Here is a 20,461-nt window from a genome sequence, read left to right on the forward strand (position 1 = left end):
GGGGGTCACTCCCTCAGAGGATGCGGCGAACGATCGGGTTCCGAAAGCGTGTACGGGTTCGGTAACGGTCACGCGGTCGGTCAGCGGCGCCCCGGGGGACCGCCGCTGACCGACCGGGGTGTGCGGGCGCCCCGGGCCGGCTCAGGCGCCGAACGCCTTGCCCTGCCCCTTGACCGGCTTCGCCCCGGCGAGCAGGTGGCGCGGGACCAGGTCCCGGGCGGGCTCCGTGTAGCCGACGGACACGATCCGGTCGCCCCGGAAGGTGAACGTCGTCAGGGACGCCAGGGTGCACTGCCGCTTGCGCGGGTCGTGCCACAGCCGCCGCCGCTCGACGTAGGACCGCAGGATCCAGATCGGCAACTGGTGGCTGACGAGGACCGCCTCGTGCCCGCGGGCCCGGTCCCGGGCCGTGGTCAGCGCGCCCATCATCCGCACCACCTGGTCGATGTACGGCTCGCCCCAGGACGGCTTGAACGGGTTGACCACGTGCTTCCAGTTGGCGGGCCGGCGCAGGGCGCCGTCGCCGATGCCGAAGGTCTTGCCCTGGAAGACGTTCTCGGCCTCGATCAGCCGGGCGTCGGTGTCCAGGTCCAGCCCGTGCGCCTTGGCGACCGGCGTCGCCGTCTCCTGCGCCCGCTCCAGCGGGGAGGCCACGACGTACGTCACGTCCCGGGGGGCGAGGTGCTCGGCGACCCGGTCGGCCATCCGCCGGCCCAGTTCGGAGAGGTGGTAGCCGGGCAGGCGGCCGTAGAGGACGCCGGTCGGGTTCTCCACCTCGCCGTGCCGCATCACGTGGACGACGGTCAGTTCCCCGTCGCGCGTCTCACTCATGCCGTCGCCTCCGCCGCCGCGCGGGCCGCCGCCGGGAGGGCGTCCGCGACGCGCTGGAGGGCCTCGTCGTCGTGGGCGGCGGAGACGAACCAGGACTCGAAGGAGGACGGCGGCAGGTAGACGCCGTTCGCCAGCAGGGAGTGGAAGAACGCGGTGTAGCGGAAGGACTCCTGCGCCTTCGCGTCCTCGTAGTCCCGCACCGGGCGGTCGGTGAAGAACACGGAGAACATGTTGGCGGCCGTCTGGAGCCGGTGGGCGACGCCCTCCTTGGTCAGCGCCTCGGTGACCAGGCCCCGGACGCGCTCCGACACCGCGTCGACCCGGGCGTACGCCGCGTCGTCGAGCAGCCGGAGCTGGGCGAGGCCGGCGGCGGTGGCGACCGGGTTCCCGGAGAGGGTGCCGGCCTGGTAGACGGGGCCGGCCGGCGCGAGGTGCGCCATGACGTCGGCCCGGCCGCCGAAGGCCGCGGCGGGGAAGCCGCCGCCCATGACCTTGCCGAAGGTCATCAGGTCGGGCACGACGCCCTCGACCCCGTACCACCCGGCCCGGCTGGTGCGGAAGCCGGTCATCACCTCGTCGGAGACGAACAGGGCGCCGTCGGCCGCGCAGGCGTCCTTCAGCCCCTGGTTGAAGCCGGGCAGCGGCGGCACGACGCCCATGTTGCCCGGGGACGCCTCGGTGATCACGCAGGCGATCTCGCCCGGGTGCGCGGCGAAGGCGGCGTGCACGGCCTCCAGGTCGTTGTACGGCAGCACGATCGTGTCGCTCGCCTGGGCGCCGGTGACACCGGGGGTGTCGGGCAGCGCGAAGGTGGCGACGCCGGAGCCGGCCGCGGCGAGCAGCGAGTCGACGTGGCCGTGGTAGCAGCCGGCGAACTTGATCACCTTCGTCCGCCGCGTGAAGCCGCGGGCCAGCCGGATCGCGGACATGGTGGCCTCGGTGCCGCTGGAGACCAGGCGCACCCGCTCCAGGGGCGCGACCCGGGCGGTCATCTCCTCCGCGAGCGCGACCTCGCCCTCGGCGGGCGTGCCGAAGGAGGTGCCGCGGGCCACGGCCTCCTGCACGGCGGCGATGACCTCGGGGTGCGCGTGCCCGAGGATCATCGGGCCCCAGGAGCAGACCAGGTCGACGTATTCACGACCGTCCGCGTCCGTGAGGTAGGGCCCACGGCCCGACACCATGAACCGGGGCGTGCCGCCCACGGCGCGGAAGGCCCGCACCGGGGAGTTCACGCCTCCGGGCGTGACGGCCGCCGCACGATCGAACAGGGCCTGTGAGGCCGGTGCTTCGTATGGGTATGCCAGTTCGCTCATGACCTGCGACGTCTCCGACCTTCTCGACCTTCTCCGACTTCCCGGACGATGGTTGCCCCGGGGGTCCGCGGTACGGACCGGGCCGAACCCCGCGAGCCCGGCATGATCCACACGACCGGCCCCAAGTGACCTCATCAGGGTAGACAACCCTCCCGAACGGCGTGCCGTCTGCCAGACTGGGGGCCATCCACGCAGCTCACACGGGCGGGGTGGAGACGGACCACCGGCATCCTGCGGACATCCGTCCCACCGTACGTTTCGGCGGGCGGCCGTGGGGGAGGTCACTGACACGATGATCGGGTTGCGCGGCGGGCGTCACGCGTCCTGGAAAAGCAGTCGGGTGGAGATATGCATCGCGGTGGCGGACTGGGCGAGGGGACCGACGGTCTGGGTCCTCGACGTGCCCGGCGGGGAAGGCACCGGCGCGACGCGGAGGAAGCGGCGGACGCACACAGGGCGCACGGCGCCCCGGACGAGCCGGACCGCTTGGACCGACGGGTCGAGCGGCTGGGGGCGGGGAGCGGGAAGGGTGGTCGGGTGGGGGTGACCTACAAGTACTTCGGCGCGCCGGACGGCGCGACCGCGGCCCGCGTACCGATCTCGATGCGGCCCGAGGAACTCGGCGGCGACGAGCTGGGCATGAACGGCATGTTCACCAAGATCAAGCCGGAGACGATGGCCGCGATGGTCCTCACCGGCATCGAGGGGGTGCCCCTGCACAAGGTGCCGCCCCTCGAACTGGTCGTCCTGCACCCGGACTACGCGGTCGTGAAACTGCCGACCACCGTCGTCGACCCGCTGCGCGGCATCGGCGAGGAGGCCGTCGGCGCGGCGGCCTTCATCTGGTCCACCGTCCCCGACCGCGGCGGCCCGCGCGACGCCTTCAACGTCTACCAACTCCTCCACGAGTGGCAGGACTTCAGCCACCGGCTGCACGAGGCGGGGCACCAGCCGTACTGCCTGGTCTGGCCCTGACCCAGCCCACACGGCGCCGGGCGGAGCCTGCGGGCTCCGCCCCCGCCGTGTGCCGGGACCGGCGCCGCTCTCAGGAGGGCTGGGGCGCGTCGAGGCAGTCCTGCACCGGGCCGAACGGTCCGTACGGCACGTGCCCCGGGATCTCGCCATGGGCGACCCCCTGGTCGAGAACTCCGATTCCGCGTGGAGTCGCTCGCTGGTCCGCCTCGACGTGGCCACCGCGGTGCCTCAACAACGAGCACCCGACGTGGAGCACGCCATGGCCCTCGGGCAACAGGCAATTCACTCTGGCCGGCCCGCTGCCGATCAGCTCGGTGTGCCAACGCTCCGGAGACCTGTACGAGCGCGCAGCCCCTCGGCGGTCCCGGCCGGCGGTGCGCGAGTACGGCGAACAGCTCCCCGCCCGGGGCCGTCAGCTCCCGCCTGCCGAGGCGGTGTGATCGCCAAGGAGCAGTGGTTGCCGGTGCCGCGAGGAGTCCGGAGTGCCGACCGTAGCGGGTGGCGCCCCACCGGCCGGTGACGGCGGTGGTCTGAAGCAGAGTCAGATTGCCTCGGGCCATGCCGGCCGCGACGGACACGGCGACAAGCAAGGCATAGGGGCCGAGACGGCGGCGAAAGCGACGGTGGTGAGGCCGCCGAGAGCGGCCAGGGTCGTTGTGCGGGCCGTCACGGTGCACGGCGTCGACCTGGGTGCCGTGTGGGACGGGCAGGTCGTACCGCTTCTGGTAGTCGGTGAGGTAGTCGACCACGTGCCCGGCGTCCGGGTGGGTCTCACCGGGCTGGTCGGGCATGAGGCGGCCAGGCAAGGAGGAGTGATCCGCCGGCGAGGAGAGGCGCAGCGAGTCCCACATGTGCTGCCAGGACCCGCCCGGTGCCGCGTCGGCCTCCAGGATGACGTGGTCGAGCCCCCTGGCGGCGCAGGTGGCAGCCGGCGGCGAGCCCAGCCTGGCCGCCACCGACCACCACCACGTCCGTGTGCTGCGTCACGGTGCCGTCGTCACCGCGCCGGCGGCGAACTTCTTACGCCAGGCCAGTGCGACGTAGACCAGGCCGACCAGCACCGGGACTTCAATGAGCGGGCCCACCACGCCGGACAGGGCCTGGCCGGAGGTGACACCGAAGGTGGCGATGGCGACCGCGATGGCCAGCTCGAAGTTGTTGCCCGCCGCGGTGAACGCCAGCGTGGTGGTGCGGTCGTAGGCGAACCCCAGGCCCTTGCCGAGGAGGAAGGTGCCGAAGAACATGACCGCGAAGTACACCAGCAGCGGCAGCGCGATGCGGGCGACGTCCAGGGGCTGCGAAGTGATGGTCTTGCCCTGCAGGGCGAAGAGGATGACGATCGTGAACAGCAGTCCGTACAGCGCCCACGGCCCGGTCTTCGGCAGGAAGCGCTGTTCGTAGCCCTCACGGCCCATCTTCCGCTCACCGATCCGGCGCGTCAGGAAGCCGGCGAGCAGCGGCGCTCCGAGGAAGATGACCACGTTCAGGGCGATCTTCCACATCGAGATGTCCAAGTGCTCTCCGTCGCCGAGACCGAGCCAGCCGGGCAGCAGGTCGAGGTAGAACCAGCCCAGCAGACCGAACGCCAGGACCTGGAAGACCGAGTTCAGCGCGACGAGCACGGCCGCGGCCTCGCGGTCGCCGCAAGCGAGGTCGTTCCAGATGATCACCATGGCAATGCAGCGGGCCAGGCCCACGATGATCAGCCCGGTGCGGTACTCGGGGAGGTCCGGCAGGAAGGTCCACGCCAGGGCGAACATCACCGCGGGTCCGAGGATCCAGTTGATGACCAGGGAGGAGATCATCAGCTTCCGGTCGCCGGTGACGGCGTCCAGCCGGTCGTAACGGACCTTGGCAAGGACCGGGTACATCATCACGAGCAGGCCGAGCGCGATCGGCAGGGAGACACCGCCGACCTCCACCTTCGCCAGCACGTCGTTCAGCCCTGGAACGGCCCGTCCGAGCCCGAGGCCGACGGCCATGGCGAGCAGGATCCAGACCGCGAGGTAGCGGTCGAGGGTGGCGAGCCTCTTGACGATCGAGTCGTCGCCGCCCCCAGTCCGCGCGGAGGTGGTGGGCTCGGTGGAGGTCACGGGCAGGCCCTCTTGTTCTCGGCGGCAGTGCGGGCGGAGGCGGCGAGTTCGGCGAACTGCTCGGACAGGCCGGCCAGGACCTCGGGCTTGAGCTTGTAGTAGGTGTAGCGGCCGCAGGGCTCGGTATCCACGATCCCGGCCTCGCGCAGCACCTTCATGTGGTTGGAGAGGTTGGTCTGCTTGGCTCCGGTCTCCTCGACCAGGTGCGTCGTGCAGAGCGTCTCGCGCGCCAGCAGCGTCACGATCCGAAGGCGGAGCGGATCACCCAGCACCCGGATCACATCAGGATCGACTGAAGTCAGCATACGCTGATACTTTCACATCATCGCTCGCTGATACCAGCGGGGACTGAAGTCATTGGCGGCCGGGTTCCGCCATGCGACGGGAGAGAACGATCGCCATGGCCGACAAGCCGTCCGTCCTGTTCGTCTGCGTCCACAACGCCGGCCGCTCCCAGATGGCCGCCGCGTGGCTGACCCACCTGGCCGGCGACCGCGTCGAGGTCCGCTCCGCCGGCTCCGCCCCCGGCGACCGGGTCAACCCGGCCGCCGTCGAGGCCATGGCCGAGGTCGGCATCGACATCTCCGCCGAGGTACCGAAGATCCTCACCGTCGACGCGGTGAAGGAGTCGGACGTCTGCATCACCATGGGCTGCGGTGACACCTGCCCCGTCCTCCCTGGCAAGCGTTACCTCGACTGGAAGCTCGACGACCCGGCCGGCCAGGGCGTCGAGGCCGTCCGCCCCATCCGTGACGAGATCAAGACCCGCGTCGAGTCCCTCATCGCCGAGATCGCCATGACGCGGGAGACGTGACGGCGCGGACAGCGTGTTAGGCGTGAAGCGCTGCCGGGCTCCCTGCCGGGCGCCCTCGCTTGATCACCCGCCCGTACCCGTGATCCACCGCCCCCACGGCACGCACCCGTGCCGTGGGGGCCCGCGCGTCCCCGCCGCCGCACCCACCGGGGTCATGGAGGTCCGGCCGGGCGAGGACCCGGCCCGGTCCCCTCAGCCGAGGCCGATGCGGGCCGGGCCGCCCGTCGGGGAGAGGCCGTCGAGAAGGGTGGCGGGGATGCGGAAGACGCGGCCCGGGGCGGCGGGCCAGGACAGGGTGCGGCGGGCCACCATCCGCCCGTCCTGACGGACCGTCACCTTCGGGAAGCGGGTGAACTCGTCGGTCCACAGCAGGAGTCGGCCGCGTGCGGGCGCCGGGTCCGAGGGGCGCAGGATCTGCGGGGCGACCCACCGGAAGGGCGCGTCGGCGATCAGCCGGACCCCCGGGCCGGGCCGGTCGGCGCCGTCGAGGTGGGCGAGGACCCGGTCGGCGACGTGCCGGCCGTCGAGGGCGGCGACGTCGGCGGTGTCGACCGGGTGCAGCAGGTTGCCGGCGGCGAAGACGCCGGGTCGGCTGGTGCGCAGCGCGGTGTCGGTCAGCGGGCCGAGCGTGCCCTCGTCCAGGGTGAGGCCGGCCGAGCGGGCGAGTTCGTGGTCGGGTATCCAGTCGCCGGTGAAGACGACCGTGTCGCAGGCGACGGTGCGGCGCCGGCCGGTGTCGAGGTGCTCGATCTCGACGGCCTGGCAGCGGCCCTTGCCGATGACCCGGGTGACCCGGGTGCGGGTGGCGACGGGCACCCCGAGGACGGTGCGCCCGGCCAGGGTGAAGGCGCCGTAGGACTCCGCCTTCGGGTACTGGCTGACCATGAGGGCGGGGGTGCAGCCGGCCTCGCGCAGGGTGACCGCCGCCGACCAGCTCACCAGTTCGCCGCCGACGATGACGGCCCGCTTGCCGACGGGCTGGTGGTGCAGGTGGACGAGGTTCTGCAACTGGCCGGTGGTGTACACGCCGTGGGGGCGGTCGCCGGGGATGCGGCGGGCGGTGCGGGGGCGTTCGCGGGCGCCGGTGGCGAGCACGGTGGCGCGGGCGCGGACCTGGTAGCGGCCCTCGGGGCTGGTGACCTCGGCGGTGTGCTCGTCGGCCCAGCCGGTGACCATGGTGCGGGTGCGGATGTCGGCCCCGGCCTCGGTGGCCCGCCGTACGAGCCGGCGGGCGTAGGCCGGGCCGGTCATGACGCGTCGCAGGTCGCGCAGGCCGTAGCCGGTGTGGTCGCTGTGGCGGGGGATGCCGCCGGCGTCCTGCTCCCGGTCGGCGACGAGGACGTGGCCGGCGCCGCGCTCGGCCAGTTCGGCGGCGGCGGTCAGGCCGGCGGGGCCGCCGCCGATGATGAGGACGTCGGGCGTGATCAGGGGCGGCTGGGTCATCGGTTGTCCTTGTGCTGGGCGGGGCGTCCGCAGGGGGCGGGCCGGCTGCCGCAGCCGTCGTCGGGCTGGTGCTGTGCGCTGAGGGCGGCGACGGCGGCGCCGCAGAAGAAGCCCTGGCAGCGGCCGTTCATCGCGCGGGTGCGGCGGCGCAGCCCTTCCGGGGTGCGGGCGGGCAGCGGGGCGTGGCAGGCGTCGCGGATCTCGCCCTCGGTGACGCGCTCGCAGAAGCAGACCACGGTGCCGTAGGCGGGGTCGCGGGCGATCAGTTCGGCGTCCTGGTAGGGGCGCGGGGCGGCCTCGCCGATGTTGGGCATGCGCGGCGGCTCGGGGACGTCGCCGCGCGGGGGCAGCTCCAGTCCGGCCTCCTCCAGCAGGGTGCGGACGTGTTCGGCGATGGCGATGCCCGCGGTCAGGCCGGTGGAGCGGATGCCGCCGACCAGGAGGTAGCGCTGTGCCGGGTCGGCCTCGATGAGGTAGTCGGGGTGGTCGATGGCGGCGCGCAGTCCGGCGTAGCTGGCGGTGACCTCCTCGGCGAGCAGGCGCGGCATGAGGCGCTCGCCCTTGGTGAGGAGGAAGTCGAAGCCGTCCTCGGAGGTGCCGGTGTCGGTGCGGTCGGTGAGGTCCTCGGCGGTGGGGCCGAGCATCACGTTGCCGTAGATGGTCGGGGAGATGAGGACGCCCTTGCCGCGGGAGGTGGGCACCGGCAGGACGATCTTGTCGACGAGGGGGCGGGTGAGCTTGTCGAAGACGAACAGCTCGCCGCGGCGCGGGGTGACGGTGAAGCGGTCGTGGCCGAAGAGCCGGTCGAGGCGGTCGGCGCCGAGTCCGGCGGCGTTGACGACCCAGCGGGCGCGGACGTCGCCGGCGGAGGTGCGCAGGGTGGTCACCCCGCCGTCCCCGGCTCCCGTGCCGCCCTCGTCGCCCGGGTCGACGCCCGTGACCGCGTGCCGGAGCAGGATCGTGGTGCCGCGCCGCTGCGCGTCGGTGGCGAGGGCGAGGTTGGTGGTCCAGGTGCAGATGATGGACTCGTCCGGCACGGTCAGTCCGCCGAGCGCGCCCTCGCCGAGGTGGGGCAGGACGTCGTAGACCTCGTCGGCGCCGACGACGCGGCAGTGGGCGTAGCCGTTGGCCTCGGCCTTCTCCTTGAGGGCGGGCAGCGCGGCCAGTTCCTCGTCGTTCCAGGCGACCAGGACGGCGCCGGTGTGCTCGACGGGGATGCCGGTCTCTTTGGCGTAGGCGCTCAGCAGGTGGTATCCGCGGGCGACCAGGCGGGATTCGAGGGTGCCGGGCTTGGCGTCGAAACCGGTGTGCAGGATCGCGGTGTTGGCCTTGCTGGTGCCGTCGCCGACGTCGTCGCGGGCCTCCAGGAGGGCCACGGTGACGTCGTGTCCGGACAGTTCGCGCGCGATGGCCGCGCCGACGATGCCTCCTCCGATCACCGCGACGTCGAAGACGCCGTCGTGGGGGCGGTGGGGGGTGGCGGTCATGAGTGTTCTCCCTCGGTGGCGCGGGCCGCTGCGGCCCGTGCCCAGGTGGTGCGGTACTCCTCGGCCCGGTCGGCGGACCAGCGGGGTTCGTAGACGGTGGCCGGCCGCCAGTCGCCGACGGCCTCCCGCAGGTCGAGCGCGGGGTCGAGGGCGCAGCGGGCCAGCGCGGCGGCGCCGAGCGGGGTGGCGTGGGCGTGGGGGTAGATGTCGATGGGGATCTGGGCGATGTCGGCCTGCGCCTGCATGAGCGCGGCGGAGTTGGTCAGCCCGCCGTCGGCGCGCAGCCGGCTCAGCGGCCGGCCGAGGTCGGCGGCGACCAGGGAGGTCAGCTCGGCGACCTGGGCGGCGATGCCCTGGAGCACGGCGAGGACGAGGTGTTCGCGCCGGGTGGCCAGGGTCATGCCGGTGAACGAGGCGGTGGCCTCCGGCGCCCACCAGGGCGCGGCGAGCCCGGCGAACGCGGGCACGCACAGCACGCCCTCGGCGTCGGCGGCGGCGAGCCGGTCGAGGTCGGTCGCGGCGGTGAGCAGGCCGAGGTCCTGGAGCCAGCGCACCGCGGAGGCGACGGTGTAGACCTGCCCGTCCACGCAGTACGGGGTCCGCCCCGCCGCCCGCCAGGCCACCGAGGTGGTCAGGCCGGCGGAGGAGCGGACCGGGTCGGTGCCGGTGTTGGCGAGCAGGAAGGCGCCGGTGCCGTAGGTGCACTTGGCGGTGCCGGGGTCGAGGCAGCCCTCGGCGATGAGGGCTGCCTGCTGGTCGACGATGAGGCCGGCCACCGGGATCTCGCCGCCGAAGGCCCGGGTGGTGCCGACGATCTCGTCCCCGGCGACGATGCGCGGCAGCCTCTCGTCGCCGAGGCCGAAGAGGCCGGCGAGGTCCGGGTCCCAGTCGGCGGTGTCCAGGTCGAGCAGGAGCGAGCGGCTGGCGGTGGCGGCGTCGGTGACGAACTCGCCGGTCAGATGGTGGACGAGCCAGGTGTCGGTGGTGGTGACGACGCCCTCGCGGGTGAGGTTGCGGCGCAGCCAGGCCATCTTGGGCGCGGAGAAGTACGGGTCGAGGACCAGGCCGGTGCGCCGGGCGATGTCCTCGGCGTGGCCGGCCAGGCCGGCGCAGACGCTCTCCGCGCGCCGGTCCTGCCAGACGATCGCCGGGGTCAGGGGGGTGCCGGTGGCGGGGTCCCAGGCGAGGACCGTCTCGCCCTGGTTGGCCAGGGCGACGCAGTCGATCGGCCGGCCGGCCTCGGCGACGGCGCGGCGGCCGGCGTCGAGGACGGAGGCGAGGAGTTCGCGCGGGTCCTGCTCGACGGCACCCCCGGGGAGGTAGGCGGGGCGGATGGACTCCTCGGCGATGGCGACGGTGCCCCCGGCGTCGTCCACGACGATGGCCTTCGTACCCGAAGTGCCCTGGTCGATGGCGAGGATCGTGGTCATCGCTGCGGTCCTCCCGGTGCGGTGTCGGCGGTGCCGGCGGTGGCGGGGGCGGCCGGCGCGCCCGTGGCCTCGGTGTCCGCGTCGTCCAGCGCCCGGTCGACGTCGGCCAGGTCCGGCATGGTCAGCCCGGCGCGTCCGCGGCGGACGAGCAGCCCGGTGAAGTAGACCGCGCCGATGCCGAAGAGCACCAGGACGTAGATCCAGGGGGCGCGGAAGGACGCGTCGCGGAAGATCAGCAGCTCGTAGACGAGCCAGATGCCGGCGACGACGAGGACCGGGACCTCCCAGCGGCCCAGCGAGAAGCCCTGGGACGGGGGCAGCGAGCGCCGCTTGACCGCGTACATGGCGACGGTGCCGGCGTAGATCAGCGCGGGCAGCAGGGTGCCGGCCGAGAACAGCTCGAAGAGGGCGTCGGTGGAGCGGGAGAAGACCATGAGGATGATCTGCGCGATCAGCATCATGAAGACGGAGGCGTTGAGCGGGGTCGCGGTGCGCCGGTGGACGCGGCGCAGCAGGCGCCAGCCGGGGAAGCGCTCGTCGCGGGACATCGCGTACACCAGGCGGGTGCCGCTCAGGGTGATCACGAGGCCGCAGGAGAAGATCGAGACGACCACGAGGACGAGCAGGATCTTGCCGACGACGGAGCCCAGCACGGCGGTGATCACGGTGGCCACGGGGGTCGCGGAGGAGGCGACGCCGTCGATGCGGCCGGCCGCCGCGGTGACCGCGACGAGGAAGAGGAAGCCGAGGACGCCGAGGGAGATGACGGCCTGGACCATGGCCTTGGGGATGACCCGGGCCGGGTTCTTGGTCTCCTCGGCGAGGTTGGCCGCCGACTCGAAGCCGACGATGGTGAAGGCGCCCAGCAGGAAGGCCATGGCGAAGGGGCCGGCCTCGGTGGCGCCGCCCAGCGCGTAGTAGCCGCTCTCGGGGATCGTGGCGGTGTCGAAGAGGTGGGCGAAGTCCAGCTTGCCGGTGAAGGCGCCGACCGCGAACAGCAGCACGGTCAGGGTGATCATGCCGATGAGCTGCACGGTCACGGCGACCTTGTTGACCCGGTGGGTGGTGCGGGTGGAGGCGGCGACCAGGATCGCCTGGAGCAGGACGACCGCGGCCGTGATCACCCAGGCGTTCTGGGTGGTGCCGACGTAGCGGAACAGTTCGGGCAGGATCGTGGAGGCGATCGTGTAGTCCACGGCGACGAGGACCACGCCGAGGAAGGCGAACGAGATCCAGCCCATGATCCAGCCCCAGACGGGGCCGAGGATCCGCGACACCCACTGGTACGAGTAGCCGCTGATGGGGATGCGGGCCGCGAGGGCGCCGAAGACGAGGGCGATGGAGAGCTGCCCGATCACGGTGATCGGCCAGGCCCAGATGCCCCGGGGTCCGGAGGTGGCGAGCACCGAGCCGTACGCGGTGAAGATGCCGGTGGCGATGGAGACGAAGCCGAACGCCACCGAGAAGGAGGCGTACCAGCCCAGTTCGCGGGCCATTCCCTGCCGGGGCCCGGCGTCGTGGCCGTCGGCTCTCGCGCCCCGGGGACCTGTGTCTGCGTGTGCCATGACTTTCCCTGCTTCGAGTGTCCCCCCGTCAGCGGGGGCCGGTGGATGGGAGGAACGGGACGGGCCGGCGCGCAGGCACGCACCGTACGGGGTCTGCCGGGGCCTGTCTGCCGGTGGCGGCGGGCGGGGCGGGGGTCCGCCGTCCGCGGTCTCCCGGGACCGGGCGCCTCGCCGCCTGACCGTTGCTGTGGATTATTGACCGTGCTTTCCTGGAAGTGTGGACCCTTGCCCGTATGTCGTCAAGAGTTCGCACGCGGGTCTCCTCTCGGTCACGGCGGGGCGAACCGGACGTGCGGGGCATCGCCAGAGGTCGGGGACGCCCGAAGGCGGTCTCGGCACGCGGCGGACGGGCCGGTCCCGCCCACCCACGGGAGCGGACGGCGGCCGGCCATCGCCCCCGGCGCCGTAGAATGCAGTCACCGATCCACAGAAACGGTCACAGCGAAGGGGGTGGGCGCGTGCTCGCCGCCGAGCGTCACCGCAGGATCGTCGCCGAGATCGCCCGGTCGAAGTTCGTCACCACGGACGACCTCACCACGCTGCTGGGCGTCTCCCACGAAACGGTACGCCGCGACCTCGCCCTGCTGGAGCGCAGCGGCGAGCTGACCCGCGTGCACGGCGGCGCCACCAGCACGCAGGCGCCGGTCGGCGAGGAGGCGTCCTTCACCGAGCGCAGCGGCACCCTCGCGGCGGAGAAGCAGGCCATCGGCCGGGCGGCGGCGGCCCTCGTCGAGCCGGGGCAGACCCTCGTGATCGACGTCGGCACCACCGCGCTGGAGGTGGCCCGCGCGCTCCCCGCCGACCACACCGGCGTCATCGCCACGCCCTCGCTGCTGGTGGCCGCGGAGGTCAGCACCCGCCCGCGCGTGGAGGTGCTGGTCAGCGGCGGCCGGCTCCGGGCCGGCGACCTGGCCTGCTCCAACGCCCAGACCGTGGAGTTCTTCCGGAACCTGCGCGCGGACGCGGTCTTCCTCGGCTCGGGCGGCATCGCCCCCTACGGGCTGACCGACTTCCACGTCGACGAGGTCGCCACCAAACGCGCCATGCTGGCCAACGCCTCCCGCCGGTGCGTCCTCGCCGACTCCAGCAAGTTCGGCCGTACCGCCGCGCACCGGGTGTGCGAGCTGGACGGCTTCGACACCCTCGTCACCGACACCGCCTGCCCGCCGGAGCTGGCCGAGGCGCTCGGCCGGGCCGGCGTGGACGTCGTCCTGGGCTGACCCGCGCGGACCCGCGCCCGGGGCCGGCCCGCGCCCTCCCCCGCCCCGCGGACGCCTGCTCACGCCACCCGCCCGCGCCGGTGCCCCGCCGTCTCACCGGGGCGCCCGGCACCCGCCTGCCCGGCGCTCGCCGGAAGCCGATCGGAAGCGCATCGGAAGCGCATCGGAAGCGCATCGGAAGTCCGGAAATCTGGTTTCGGAAGCGCTCTCCCTGGTCGTACCGGGCGACGCACATGGCACACACGGCCCGCTCGGGCCGGCCGGCCTCCCGGCCACCGCCGGGCCCGGCCACCGCCGGACCCGCACCGGGGGCCCGGACGGTCCGGGCCCGAACGGCCCGCGCCCCTTCGGGCCGACGGGGGCCGCCATGGCGCCGAACGGCGCACACCGCACCGCGCGGACGGACGCCCGATCTACTCCATGGAGGCGAAATTCCCTGGAGTCCCCTGTGCGCATCCGCCGATGATCTTCCTTTGCACTACGTTTCGGTGAAGATCGCCAAATTCGCGGTCCATACCGATACGAGGAGGCCCGGTGGCGGCACGCGTTGTTCGTCGACGAGGTATTCGACGAGATCATCTCGGCGGCGAAATGATCGCCGAGTTCCTCGGGACGTTCGTCCTGATTCTCTTCGGCGTCGGATCGGTGGCCGTCGCGGTCGCCGGTCTGCCCGGTTCGGGCCGCCAGGTCGGGGAGTTCGGACCGGCCAACTGGCTGATCATCGCCTGGGGCTGGGGCCTGGCGGTGGTCTTCGGCGTCTACGTCGCCGGCGGCATCAGCGGCGCCCATCTCAACCCCGCGGTGACCCTCGCCTTCGCCGTACGGCGGCAATTCCCGCTGCGGAAGATCCTGCCGTACTGGTTCGCCCAGCTCGTGGGCGCCTTCACCGCCGCCGCCGTGGTCTATTCGAGTTACCGGTGGGCCATCGACGCGGCCATCGCCAAATCCGGCGCACCACGCGACCAGTCACTGGCGACATACTCGATCTTCGCCACGTTCCCGGCCGAGTATTTCGGCAATTCCTGGTGGGGACCACTGCTCGACCAGATCATCGGCACCGGACTCCTGCTGCTGCTGATCTGCGCGCTCACCGACACCCGCAACACGGCCCCGATGTCCAACCTCGGCCCGTTCCTCATCGGTCTGGTGGTCGTCGCGATCGGCCTGGCCTTCGGCACCAACGCCGGGTACGCGATCAACCCCGCCCGCGACTTCGGCCCGCGCCTGTTCACCTTCATGGAGGGCTGGGGCGACATCGCGCTGCCAGGCACCTTCCAGTGGTTCAGCGGCTACTGGTGGATCCCCATCGTCGGCCCGCTCATCGGCGGCGTCATCGGCGCCCTCGTCTACGACGCGCTCATCACGCCGATGGTCCGGATGCTGCACGGGGAGCGGGAAGAGGGTCCCGCCACCGAAGAACCCTCGTAGGCCCGGCGGCGGGGCCCGCGGGCCCCGCGCCGCCCCGCGAGCGCAACGACACCAGGAACCCGAGAAGAGGCGGCAACGATGCCCGAGTTCGTCGGCGCGGTGGACCAGGGAACCACCAGTACGCGCTTCATGATCTTCGATCACGCCGGCAACGAGGTGGCCCGGCACCAGCTCGAACACGACCAGATCCTGCCGCGGTCCGGCTGGGTCGAGCACGACCCGGTGGAGATCTGGGAGCGCACCAACACGGTGATCCAGAACGCCCTGCGCAGCGGCGGGCTGACCGCCTCCGACCTCCGGGCGATCGGCATCACCAACCAGCGCGAGACCACCGTGGTCTGGGACCCGCGCACCGGGCGCCCGTACTACAACGCCGTCGTCTGGCAGGACACCCGCACCGACAGCATCGCCGCCGCGCTGGAGCGCGAGGGCCACGGCGACACCATCCGCCACAAGGCGGGGCTGCCGCCGGCCACGTACTTCTCCGGCGGCAAGATCAAGTGGCTGCTGGAGAACGTGGACGGGCTGCGCGAGGCCGCCGAGGCGGGCCACGCCCTGTTCGGCAACACCGACGCCTGGGTGCTGTGGAACCTCACCGGCGGCCCCAACGGCGGCGTCCACGCCACCGACGTCACCAACGCCAGCCGCACCATGCTGATGAACCTGGAGACCCTGGACTGGGACGACGAGCTGCTGGAGATCTTCCGCATCCCGCGGGCGATGCTCCCCTCGATCCACCCCTCGTCCCACCCGGAGGCATTCGGGCAGGCCCGCACCTCCCGGCCGCTGAACGCCGCCGTGCCGATCACCGGGGTCCTCGGCGACCAGCACGCCGCCACCGTCGGTCAGGTCTGCTTCTCCCCCGGCGAGGCCAAGAACACCTACGGCACCGGCAACTTCCTGGTCCTCAACACCGGTACGGAGCTGGTGCGTTCGCAGCACGGGCTGCTCACGACGCTGGCGTACCAGTTCGAGGGCAGCCCCCCGGTGTACGCGCTGGAGGGGTCGATCGCGGTCACCGGGGCGGCCGTGCAGTGGCTGCGCGACCAGCTCAAGATCATCCGTACCGCCGCCGAGAGCGAGCAGCTCGCCCGCTCGGTGGAGGACAACGGCGGCATGTACTTCGTCCCGGCCTTCTCCGGCCTCTTCGCCCCCTACTGGCGCTCCGACGCCCGCGGCGCGATGGTCGGCCTGGCCCGCTACAACACGCAGGGACACGTGGCACGGGCCACCCTGGAGTCCATCTGCTACCAGAGCCGGGACGTGGTCGACGCCATGGAGCAGGACTCCGGGGTGCACCTGGACGTGCTCAAGGTCGACGGCGGGGTCACCGCGAACGACCTGTGCATGCAGATCCAGGCGGACGTGCTGGGCGTCCCGGTCAGCCGGCCGGTGGTGGCCGAGACCACCGCGCTCGGCGCCGCCTACGCGGCCGGCCTCGCCACCGGCTTCTGGCGCGACACCGACGAGTTGCGCTCCCACTGGCAGGAGTCGAAGCGCTGGAGCCCGCAGTGGAGCGAGGACCAGCGGCAGAACGGCTACGCGGGCTGGAAGCGGGCCGTCGAGCGCACCCTGGACTGGGTGCAGGTCGACTGAGGGCCGGGGGCCGGGGCCACGGGCTCAGCGGTCCGCGATGTCCTCGCGGAGCCCGTCGGAGAACTCCCACCAGGACAGCGGGAGCCAGTCGCCGCCGACGAAGGCGTCGACGGTCGCGCCCCGGCCCCGGACGGTCACGGTCGTCCCCGGCGGGTAGGTGGTGCCGGACAGTCCCGGCACGGGGACCAGCAGCGTCCCCAGTCGTTGTGCGGACATCCTTCTCCCTCGCTCACCTTCTCCTGGCGCCCCGGCGCCTTCCCGGTCCTTGCCCGGTGTCCTTCCGGCGCCTTCCCGGCACCTCCCGGCGCTCCCCCGGCGTCGTCCGGCAGATTCCCGGGATCCGGGGTCCGGTACGCCGGGTCCGGCGTCCCGGGCGGCTGCGGACGGGCGGCCTTCTCCGGGCATCCCCTCGGGCAGGCCGCCCGATTTCGTGATGTTCGTGAATTTTCACGCCACGTACCAGGGTATTCACCGGACAATACCGACTTGCCCGATCCCGTGGGCCGGAGAACCATGAGAGATGGGTCACGCGGGGGACGGGCAGGGCGGCGTGGCCGGCACGTGTGTCGTCGAACGGAAGGGCCAGCCATGAAGGCCGTCGTCTACAAGGGGCCGTTCACCGTCGCGGTCGAAGACGTGGACAAGCCCGCCATCCAGCATCCCAACGACGTGATCGTGAAGGTCACCTCGACCGCGATATGCGGTTCCGACCTGCACATGTACGAGGGCCGCACGGCGGCCGAGCCCGGCATCGTCTTCGGCCACGAGAACATGGGCGTCATCGAGGACGTCGGCTCCGGCGTCACCTCCCTCAAGCAGGGCGACCGCGTGGTCATGCCCTTCAACGTGGCGTGCGGTTTCTGCCGGAACTGCTCCGAGGGGTTCACCGGATACTGCACGACCGTGAACCCGGGCTTCGCCGGCGGGGCCTACGGCTACGTCGCCATGGGGCCCTGGCAGGGCGGCCAGGCCGAGTACCTGCGCGTCCCCTACGCCGACTTCAACTGCCTGAAACTCCCCGAGGGAACCGAGCACGAGACGGACTTCATCCTCCTCGCGGACATCTTCCCCACCGGGTACCACGGCTGCGAACTCGCCCAGGTCCGCCCCGGCGAGAGCGTCGCGGTGTACGGGGCCGGGCCCGTGGGCCTCATGGCCGCCTACTCGGCGCTCCTGCGCGGCGCGAAGAAGGTGTTCGTCGTCGACCGCGTCCCCGAGCGGCTGGAGAAGGCGCGGGAGATCGGCGCGGTGCCCGTCGACTTCTCCGCGGGCGACCCGATCGAGCAGATCAAGGACCAGACCGGCGGCGTCGGCACCGACAAGGGCGTGGACGCCGTGGGCTACCAGGCGACCGGCCGCAGCGGCGGCGAGGAGGAGCCCGCCACCGTCCTCAACTCCCTCGTCGGCACGGTGCGGCCCACCGGCGCGCTCGGCGTGCCGGGGCTCTACGTGCCGGCCGACCCGGGTGGTCCGGACGAGCAGGCCAAACAGGGCAAGCTCCTCGTGGCGATCGGCAAGCTCTTCGAGAAGGGCCTGCGGGTCGGCACCGGCCAGTGCAACGTCAAGCGCTACAACCGCCAGCTCAGGGACATGATCATCGAGGGGCGGGCGACGCCGAGCTTCGTCGTCTCCCACGAACTGCCCCTCGCGCAGGCGTCGTCGGCGTACGACAAGTTCGACAAGCGGATCGAGGGCTACACCAAGGTGATCCTGCACCCCTGAGGGCCCCCGAGGCGCGGGCCGCGGGGCGCGCGCACGACGGTGCCGGTCCCGGGTCCCACCCCCGGGGCCGGCACCGTCCGCCGTCCGTCCCGCGGCGTCCGCCCCCGCCGTCGGGCGTCGGCCCGCTGTCCGCGCGGGCCCGGCGGCCGGGACCGGCCGCCGGGCTCAGGCCGTACCGGCCCGGCCCACGTCGACGGCGTGCCGGTCCGGTTGCCCCCCCCTGACGAAACGGCTGCTGGTCCGCCTGGTGGCCGCCGAGGGTGAGCCGGTGCCGGTGCAGGTGCTGCGACGGGACGTCTGGGCGGTCGGCGACGAGCGCCACAGCCAGGCCCACCGCCGCCGCAACGAGGTGCAAAAGCGCGTCCTCGAACTGCGCCGCGCCCTCGACCCCGGCCAGAGCGGCGCCGGCTCCCGGGTGCTGCGCACCGAGCAGGTGATGGCGGCACCCGTGCCGGAGACCGCGTACCGGCTGGTGCTGGGGCCGGGCGAGCTGGACTGCGCGGACTTCACCGAACTGGTCGACTCGGCGCTGCTCGCCGCCCCCGCCTCCGCCGCCGACCGGCTGGCCGCAGCGCTGGCCCTGGTCCGCGGGCGCCCCCTGGCCGAGGCGAGCGACGACGCCTTCGCCCGCGCGGCACGTCGGCGGGGCGGCGGACGGTCGCTGGTGAGGTCATTCCCCGAGGACACCGGCGGGGCCGCTTCCGCCGCCAGCGGCGGACCGCTTCCGGTCCGCTTCCGGCCGGGGCCGGTCCGGGGGACGGCGGGCGGCTCCGGGCCCCTGGCGGGGCCGCCCGGCCGGCGGCCCGCCCGGGGTCAGCCGGAGGGCCGCAGGGCGGCGAGCCGGTCCGCGAAGGGCACGACCGCGAAGTCGTCGGCCGGGGCGGGCCGGGTGGCCGCCCGCCCGCGGGTCAGCGCGGCCAGCTCCCCCGCCGCCCGCCCGATCCGGGCGTCCAGTCCCTCGGCGCCCCAGTCCTCCGAGGCCGCGTAGACGCCGGTGGGGACGACGACGGCCTTGAGGTAGGCGAAGAGCGGGCGCAGGGCGTGGTCCAGGACCAGCGAGTGCCGTGCCGTGCCGCCGGTGGCGGCGACCAGCACCGGCGTACCGGCCAGCGCGTCGGGGTCGCTGCCGCCGAGGGCGTCGAAGAAGGACTTGAACAGCCCGCTGTACGAGGCCGAGAAGACCGGCGTGACCACGATGAGCCCGTCCGCCTCCCGTACCGCGTCGAAGGCGGCGGAGAGCGCGGTGCCGGGGAAACCGCTGGTGAAGTGGTGGGCGATCTCCACGGCGAGGTCGCGCAGCTCCACGACCTCGACGTCCGCCGGGGCCCCCGCGCCGTCGGTGCCGGCCGAGGCGGCCTCGGCGGTGGCGGCGGCCAGGCGGTCGCCGAGCAGCCGGGTGGAGGACGGGACGCTCAGTCCCGCCGAGACGACGACGAGCTTCATCGGGCGGTGACCTCCGTGGTCTGGCGGGCCGCGGCCAGCAGCGACGCGTGGGTGGGGGCGTCCGGCACGCCGGCCGGACGGTTCTTGGCGAACTCCTCGCGGAGCACCGGGACGACCTCCTCGCCGAGCAGGTCGAGCTGTTCCAGGACGGTCTTCAGCGGCAGCCCGGCGTGGTCCATCAGGAAGAGCTGGCGCTGGTAGTCGCCGGCGTAGTCGCGGAAGGCGAGGGTCTTCTCGATCACCTGCTGGGGCGAGCCCACGGTGAGCGGGGTCTGCGCGGTGAACTCCTCCAGCGAGGGGCCGTGCCCGTAGACCGGGGCCACGTCGAAGTAGGGGCGGAACTCGCGCACCGCGTCCTGGGAGTTCTTCCGCATGAACACCTGGCCGCCGAGGCCGACGATCGCCTGTTCGGGGGTGCCGTGCCCGTAGTGGGCGTAGCGCGCGCGGTACAGCTCGATCATGCGCTTGGTGTGGTCGGCGGGCCAGAAGATGTTGTTGTGGAAGAAGCCGTCGCCGTAGTACGCGGCCTGCTCGGCGATCTCCGGGGAGCGGATCGAGCCGTGCCAGACGAAGGGGGCGACGCCGTCCAGCGGGCGGGGCGTCGAGGTGAAGCCCTGGAGGGGGGTGCGGAACTTGCCTTCCCAGTTCACCACGTCCTCGCGCCACAGCCGGTGCAGCAGGGCGTAGTTCTCGATGGCGAGGTTGATGCCCTGGCGGATGTCCTGGCCGAACCAGGGGTAGACCGGGCCGGTGTTGCCGCGTCCCATCATGACGTCGGTGCGGCCGTCGGCCAGGTGCTGGAGCATCGCGAAGTCCTCGGCGATCTTGACCGGGTCGTTCGTGGTGATCAGCGTGGTGGACGTGGAGAGGATCAGCCGCTCGGTGCGGGCGGCGATGTAGCCGAGCATGGTCGTCGGGGACGAGGGCACGAACGGCGGGTTGTGGTGCTCCCCGGTGGCGAAGACGTCGAGCCCGACCTCCTCGGCCTTCAGCGCGATGGCGACCATGGCCTTGATCCGCTCGCGCTCGGTCGGGGTACGGCCCGTGGTGGGGTCCGGCGTGACGTCGCCGACGCTGAAGATCCCGAACTGCATGGTCGCT

General features: G+C 72.8%; 17 protein-coding genes and 2 pseudogenes. 6 read left to right on the forward strand and 13 right to left on the reverse strand.

The features are described 5' to 3' along the window. Positions 1-141: 141 nt before the first annotated feature. On the reverse strand, positions 142-831 hold the full coding sequence (locus tag VM636_RS12865) for a histidine phosphatase family protein (protein ID WP_030420592.1): 690 nt from the start codon (positions 829-831) through the stop codon (positions 142-144). Further along, positions 828-2,144, reverse strand: coding sequence for a glutamate-1-semialdehyde 2,1-aminomutase (hemL, locus tag VM636_RS12870; protein WP_030420593.1), 1,317 nt, complete (start codon positions 2,142-2,144; stop codon positions 828-830). Before hemL ends, VM636_RS12865 begins: the two co-directional genes overlap by 4 nt. Positions 2,145-2,681: 537 nt before the next feature. Between hemL and VM636_RS12875 the strand changes: the two genes are divergently transcribed. Further along, a complete protein-coding gene (locus VM636_RS12875; protein ID WP_016437540.1) occupies positions 2,682-3,119 on the forward strand; it encodes a hypothetical protein in 438 nt (145 codons plus the stop codon). Between the two features lie 449 nt (positions 3,120-3,568). On the opposite strand, the pseudogene VM636_RS12880 reads toward VM636_RS12875, so the two are convergent. The 4 genes and pseudogenes from VM636_RS12880 to VM636_RS12895 form a co-directional block, all read right to left on the reverse strand. After that, positions 3,569-3,786: pseudogene (locus tag VM636_RS12880) on the reverse strand (MFS transporter); the annotation flags it as partial. Continuing rightward, positions 3,782-4,106 (reverse strand): annotated as a pseudogene (locus VM636_RS12885) (FAD-dependent oxidoreductase); the annotation flags it as partial. The pseudogenes VM636_RS12885 and VM636_RS12880, both read right to left, overlap by 5 nt. Further along, positions 4,103-5,212, reverse strand: a complete 1,110-nt coding sequence (gene arsB, locus VM636_RS12890) for an ACR3 family arsenite efflux transporter (protein ID WP_030420594.1) — start codon at positions 5,210-5,212, stop codon at positions 4,103-4,105. The gene arsB and the pseudogene VM636_RS12885, both read right to left, overlap by 4 nt. Continuing rightward, the gene (locus VM636_RS12895) at positions 5,209-5,517 is read right to left on the reverse strand and encodes a metalloregulator ArsR/SmtB family transcription factor (RefSeq protein ID WP_030420595.1); all 309 of its coding nucleotides are present in this window, start codon (positions 5,515-5,517) and stop codon (positions 5,209-5,211) included. Before VM636_RS12895 ends, arsB begins: the two co-directional genes overlap by 4 nt. A 95-nt stretch (positions 5,518-5,612) precedes the next feature. Between VM636_RS12895 and VM636_RS12900 the strand changes: the two genes are divergently transcribed. Beyond that, positions 5,613-6,026 (forward strand): arsenate reductase ArsC, encoded by a 414-nt coding sequence (locus VM636_RS12900; RefSeq protein ID WP_338486365.1) that lies wholly within the window; start codon positions 5,613-5,615, stop codon positions 6,024-6,026. A gap of 192 nt (positions 6,027-6,218) precedes the next feature. Here VM636_RS12900 and VM636_RS12905 read toward each other — a convergent pair whose 3' ends face one another. The 4 genes from VM636_RS12905 to VM636_RS12920 are packed head-to-tail and all read right to left on the reverse strand — an operon-like array spanning position 6,219 to position 11,951. After that, positions 6,219-7,469, reverse strand: coding sequence for an FAD-dependent oxidoreductase (locus tag VM636_RS12905; protein ID WP_338484474.1), 1,251 nt, complete (start codon positions 7,467-7,469; stop codon positions 6,219-6,221). Further along, positions 7,466-8,956, reverse strand: a complete 1,491-nt coding sequence (locus tag VM636_RS12910) for an NAD(P)/FAD-dependent oxidoreductase (protein ID WP_051821353.1) — start codon at positions 8,954-8,956, stop codon at positions 7,466-7,468. Before VM636_RS12910 ends, VM636_RS12905 begins: the two co-directional genes overlap by 4 nt. Continuing rightward, positions 8,953-10,386 (reverse strand): FGGY family carbohydrate kinase, encoded by a 1,434-nt coding sequence (locus tag VM636_RS12915; RefSeq protein WP_338484478.1) that lies wholly within the window; start codon positions 10,384-10,386, stop codon positions 8,953-8,955. Before VM636_RS12915 ends, VM636_RS12910 begins: the two co-directional genes overlap by 4 nt. Further along, on the reverse strand, positions 10,383-11,951 hold the full coding sequence (locus VM636_RS12920; protein WP_051821354.1) for an amino acid permease: 1,569 nt from the start codon (positions 11,949-11,951) through the stop codon (positions 10,383-10,385). The genes VM636_RS12915 and VM636_RS12920 overlap by 4 nt, the downstream gene beginning before the upstream one ends. A 458-nt stretch (positions 11,952-12,409) precedes the next feature. Here VM636_RS12920 and VM636_RS12925 point away from each other — a divergent pair, with 458 nt between their 5' ends. The 3 genes from VM636_RS12925 to glpK all read left to right on the forward strand — a co-directional run bounded on the left by VM636_RS12925 (position 12,410) and on the right by glpK (position 16,195). Continuing rightward, positions 12,410-13,171, forward strand: coding sequence for a DeoR/GlpR family DNA-binding transcription regulator (locus tag VM636_RS12925; RefSeq protein ID WP_030420601.1), 762 nt, complete (start codon positions 12,410-12,412; stop codon positions 13,169-13,171). Positions 13,172-13,762: 591 nt separating this feature from the next. Next, positions 13,763-14,599: an MIP/aquaporin family protein gene (locus tag VM636_RS12930; protein ID WP_199809389.1), complete on the forward strand. Its 837-nt coding sequence runs from the start codon at positions 13,763-13,765 to the stop codon at positions 14,597-14,599. Between the two features lie 78 nt (positions 14,600-14,677). Beyond that, complete coding sequence (gene glpK / locus VM636_RS12935; RefSeq protein WP_030420603.1) at positions 14,678-16,195, forward strand: glycerol kinase GlpK; 1,518 nt, start codon at positions 14,678-14,680, stop codon at positions 16,193-16,195. A gap of 24 nt (positions 16,196-16,219) precedes the next feature. Here glpK and VM636_RS12940 read toward each other — a convergent pair whose 3' ends face one another. Then, positions 16,220-16,411, reverse strand: a complete 192-nt coding sequence (locus VM636_RS12940; RefSeq protein WP_030420604.1) for a hypothetical protein — start codon at positions 16,409-16,411, stop codon at positions 16,220-16,222. 372 nt (positions 16,412-16,783) lie between these two features. On the opposite strand from VM636_RS12940, the gene VM636_RS12945 reads away from it, so the two are divergent. After that, the gene (locus VM636_RS12945) at positions 16,784-17,917 is read left to right on the forward strand and encodes a glutathione-independent formaldehyde dehydrogenase (protein ID WP_030420605.1); all 1,134 of its coding nucleotides are present in this window, start codon (positions 16,784-16,786) and stop codon (positions 17,915-17,917) included. A gap of 813 nt (positions 17,918-18,730) precedes the next feature. Here VM636_RS12945 and VM636_RS12950 read toward each other — a convergent pair. Together VM636_RS12950 and VM636_RS12955 are read right to left on the reverse strand one after the other, a co-directional pair. Then, entirely contained in the window at positions 18,731-19,360 is a 630-nt protein-coding gene (locus VM636_RS12950; RefSeq protein WP_030420606.1) for an FMN reductase, read from the reverse strand. Then, entirely contained in the window at positions 19,357-20,454 is a 1,098-nt protein-coding gene (locus VM636_RS12955; protein ID WP_030420607.1) for an LLM class flavin-dependent oxidoreductase, read from the reverse strand. The genes VM636_RS12950 and VM636_RS12955 overlap by 4 nt, the downstream gene beginning before the upstream one ends. Between the last annotated feature and the right edge of the window lie 7 nt (positions 20,455-20,461).

This window comes from Streptomyces sp. SCSIO 75703 (assembly GCF_036607905.1).
GTDB lineage: Bacteria > Actinomycetota > Actinomycetes > Streptomycetales > Streptomycetaceae > Streptomyces.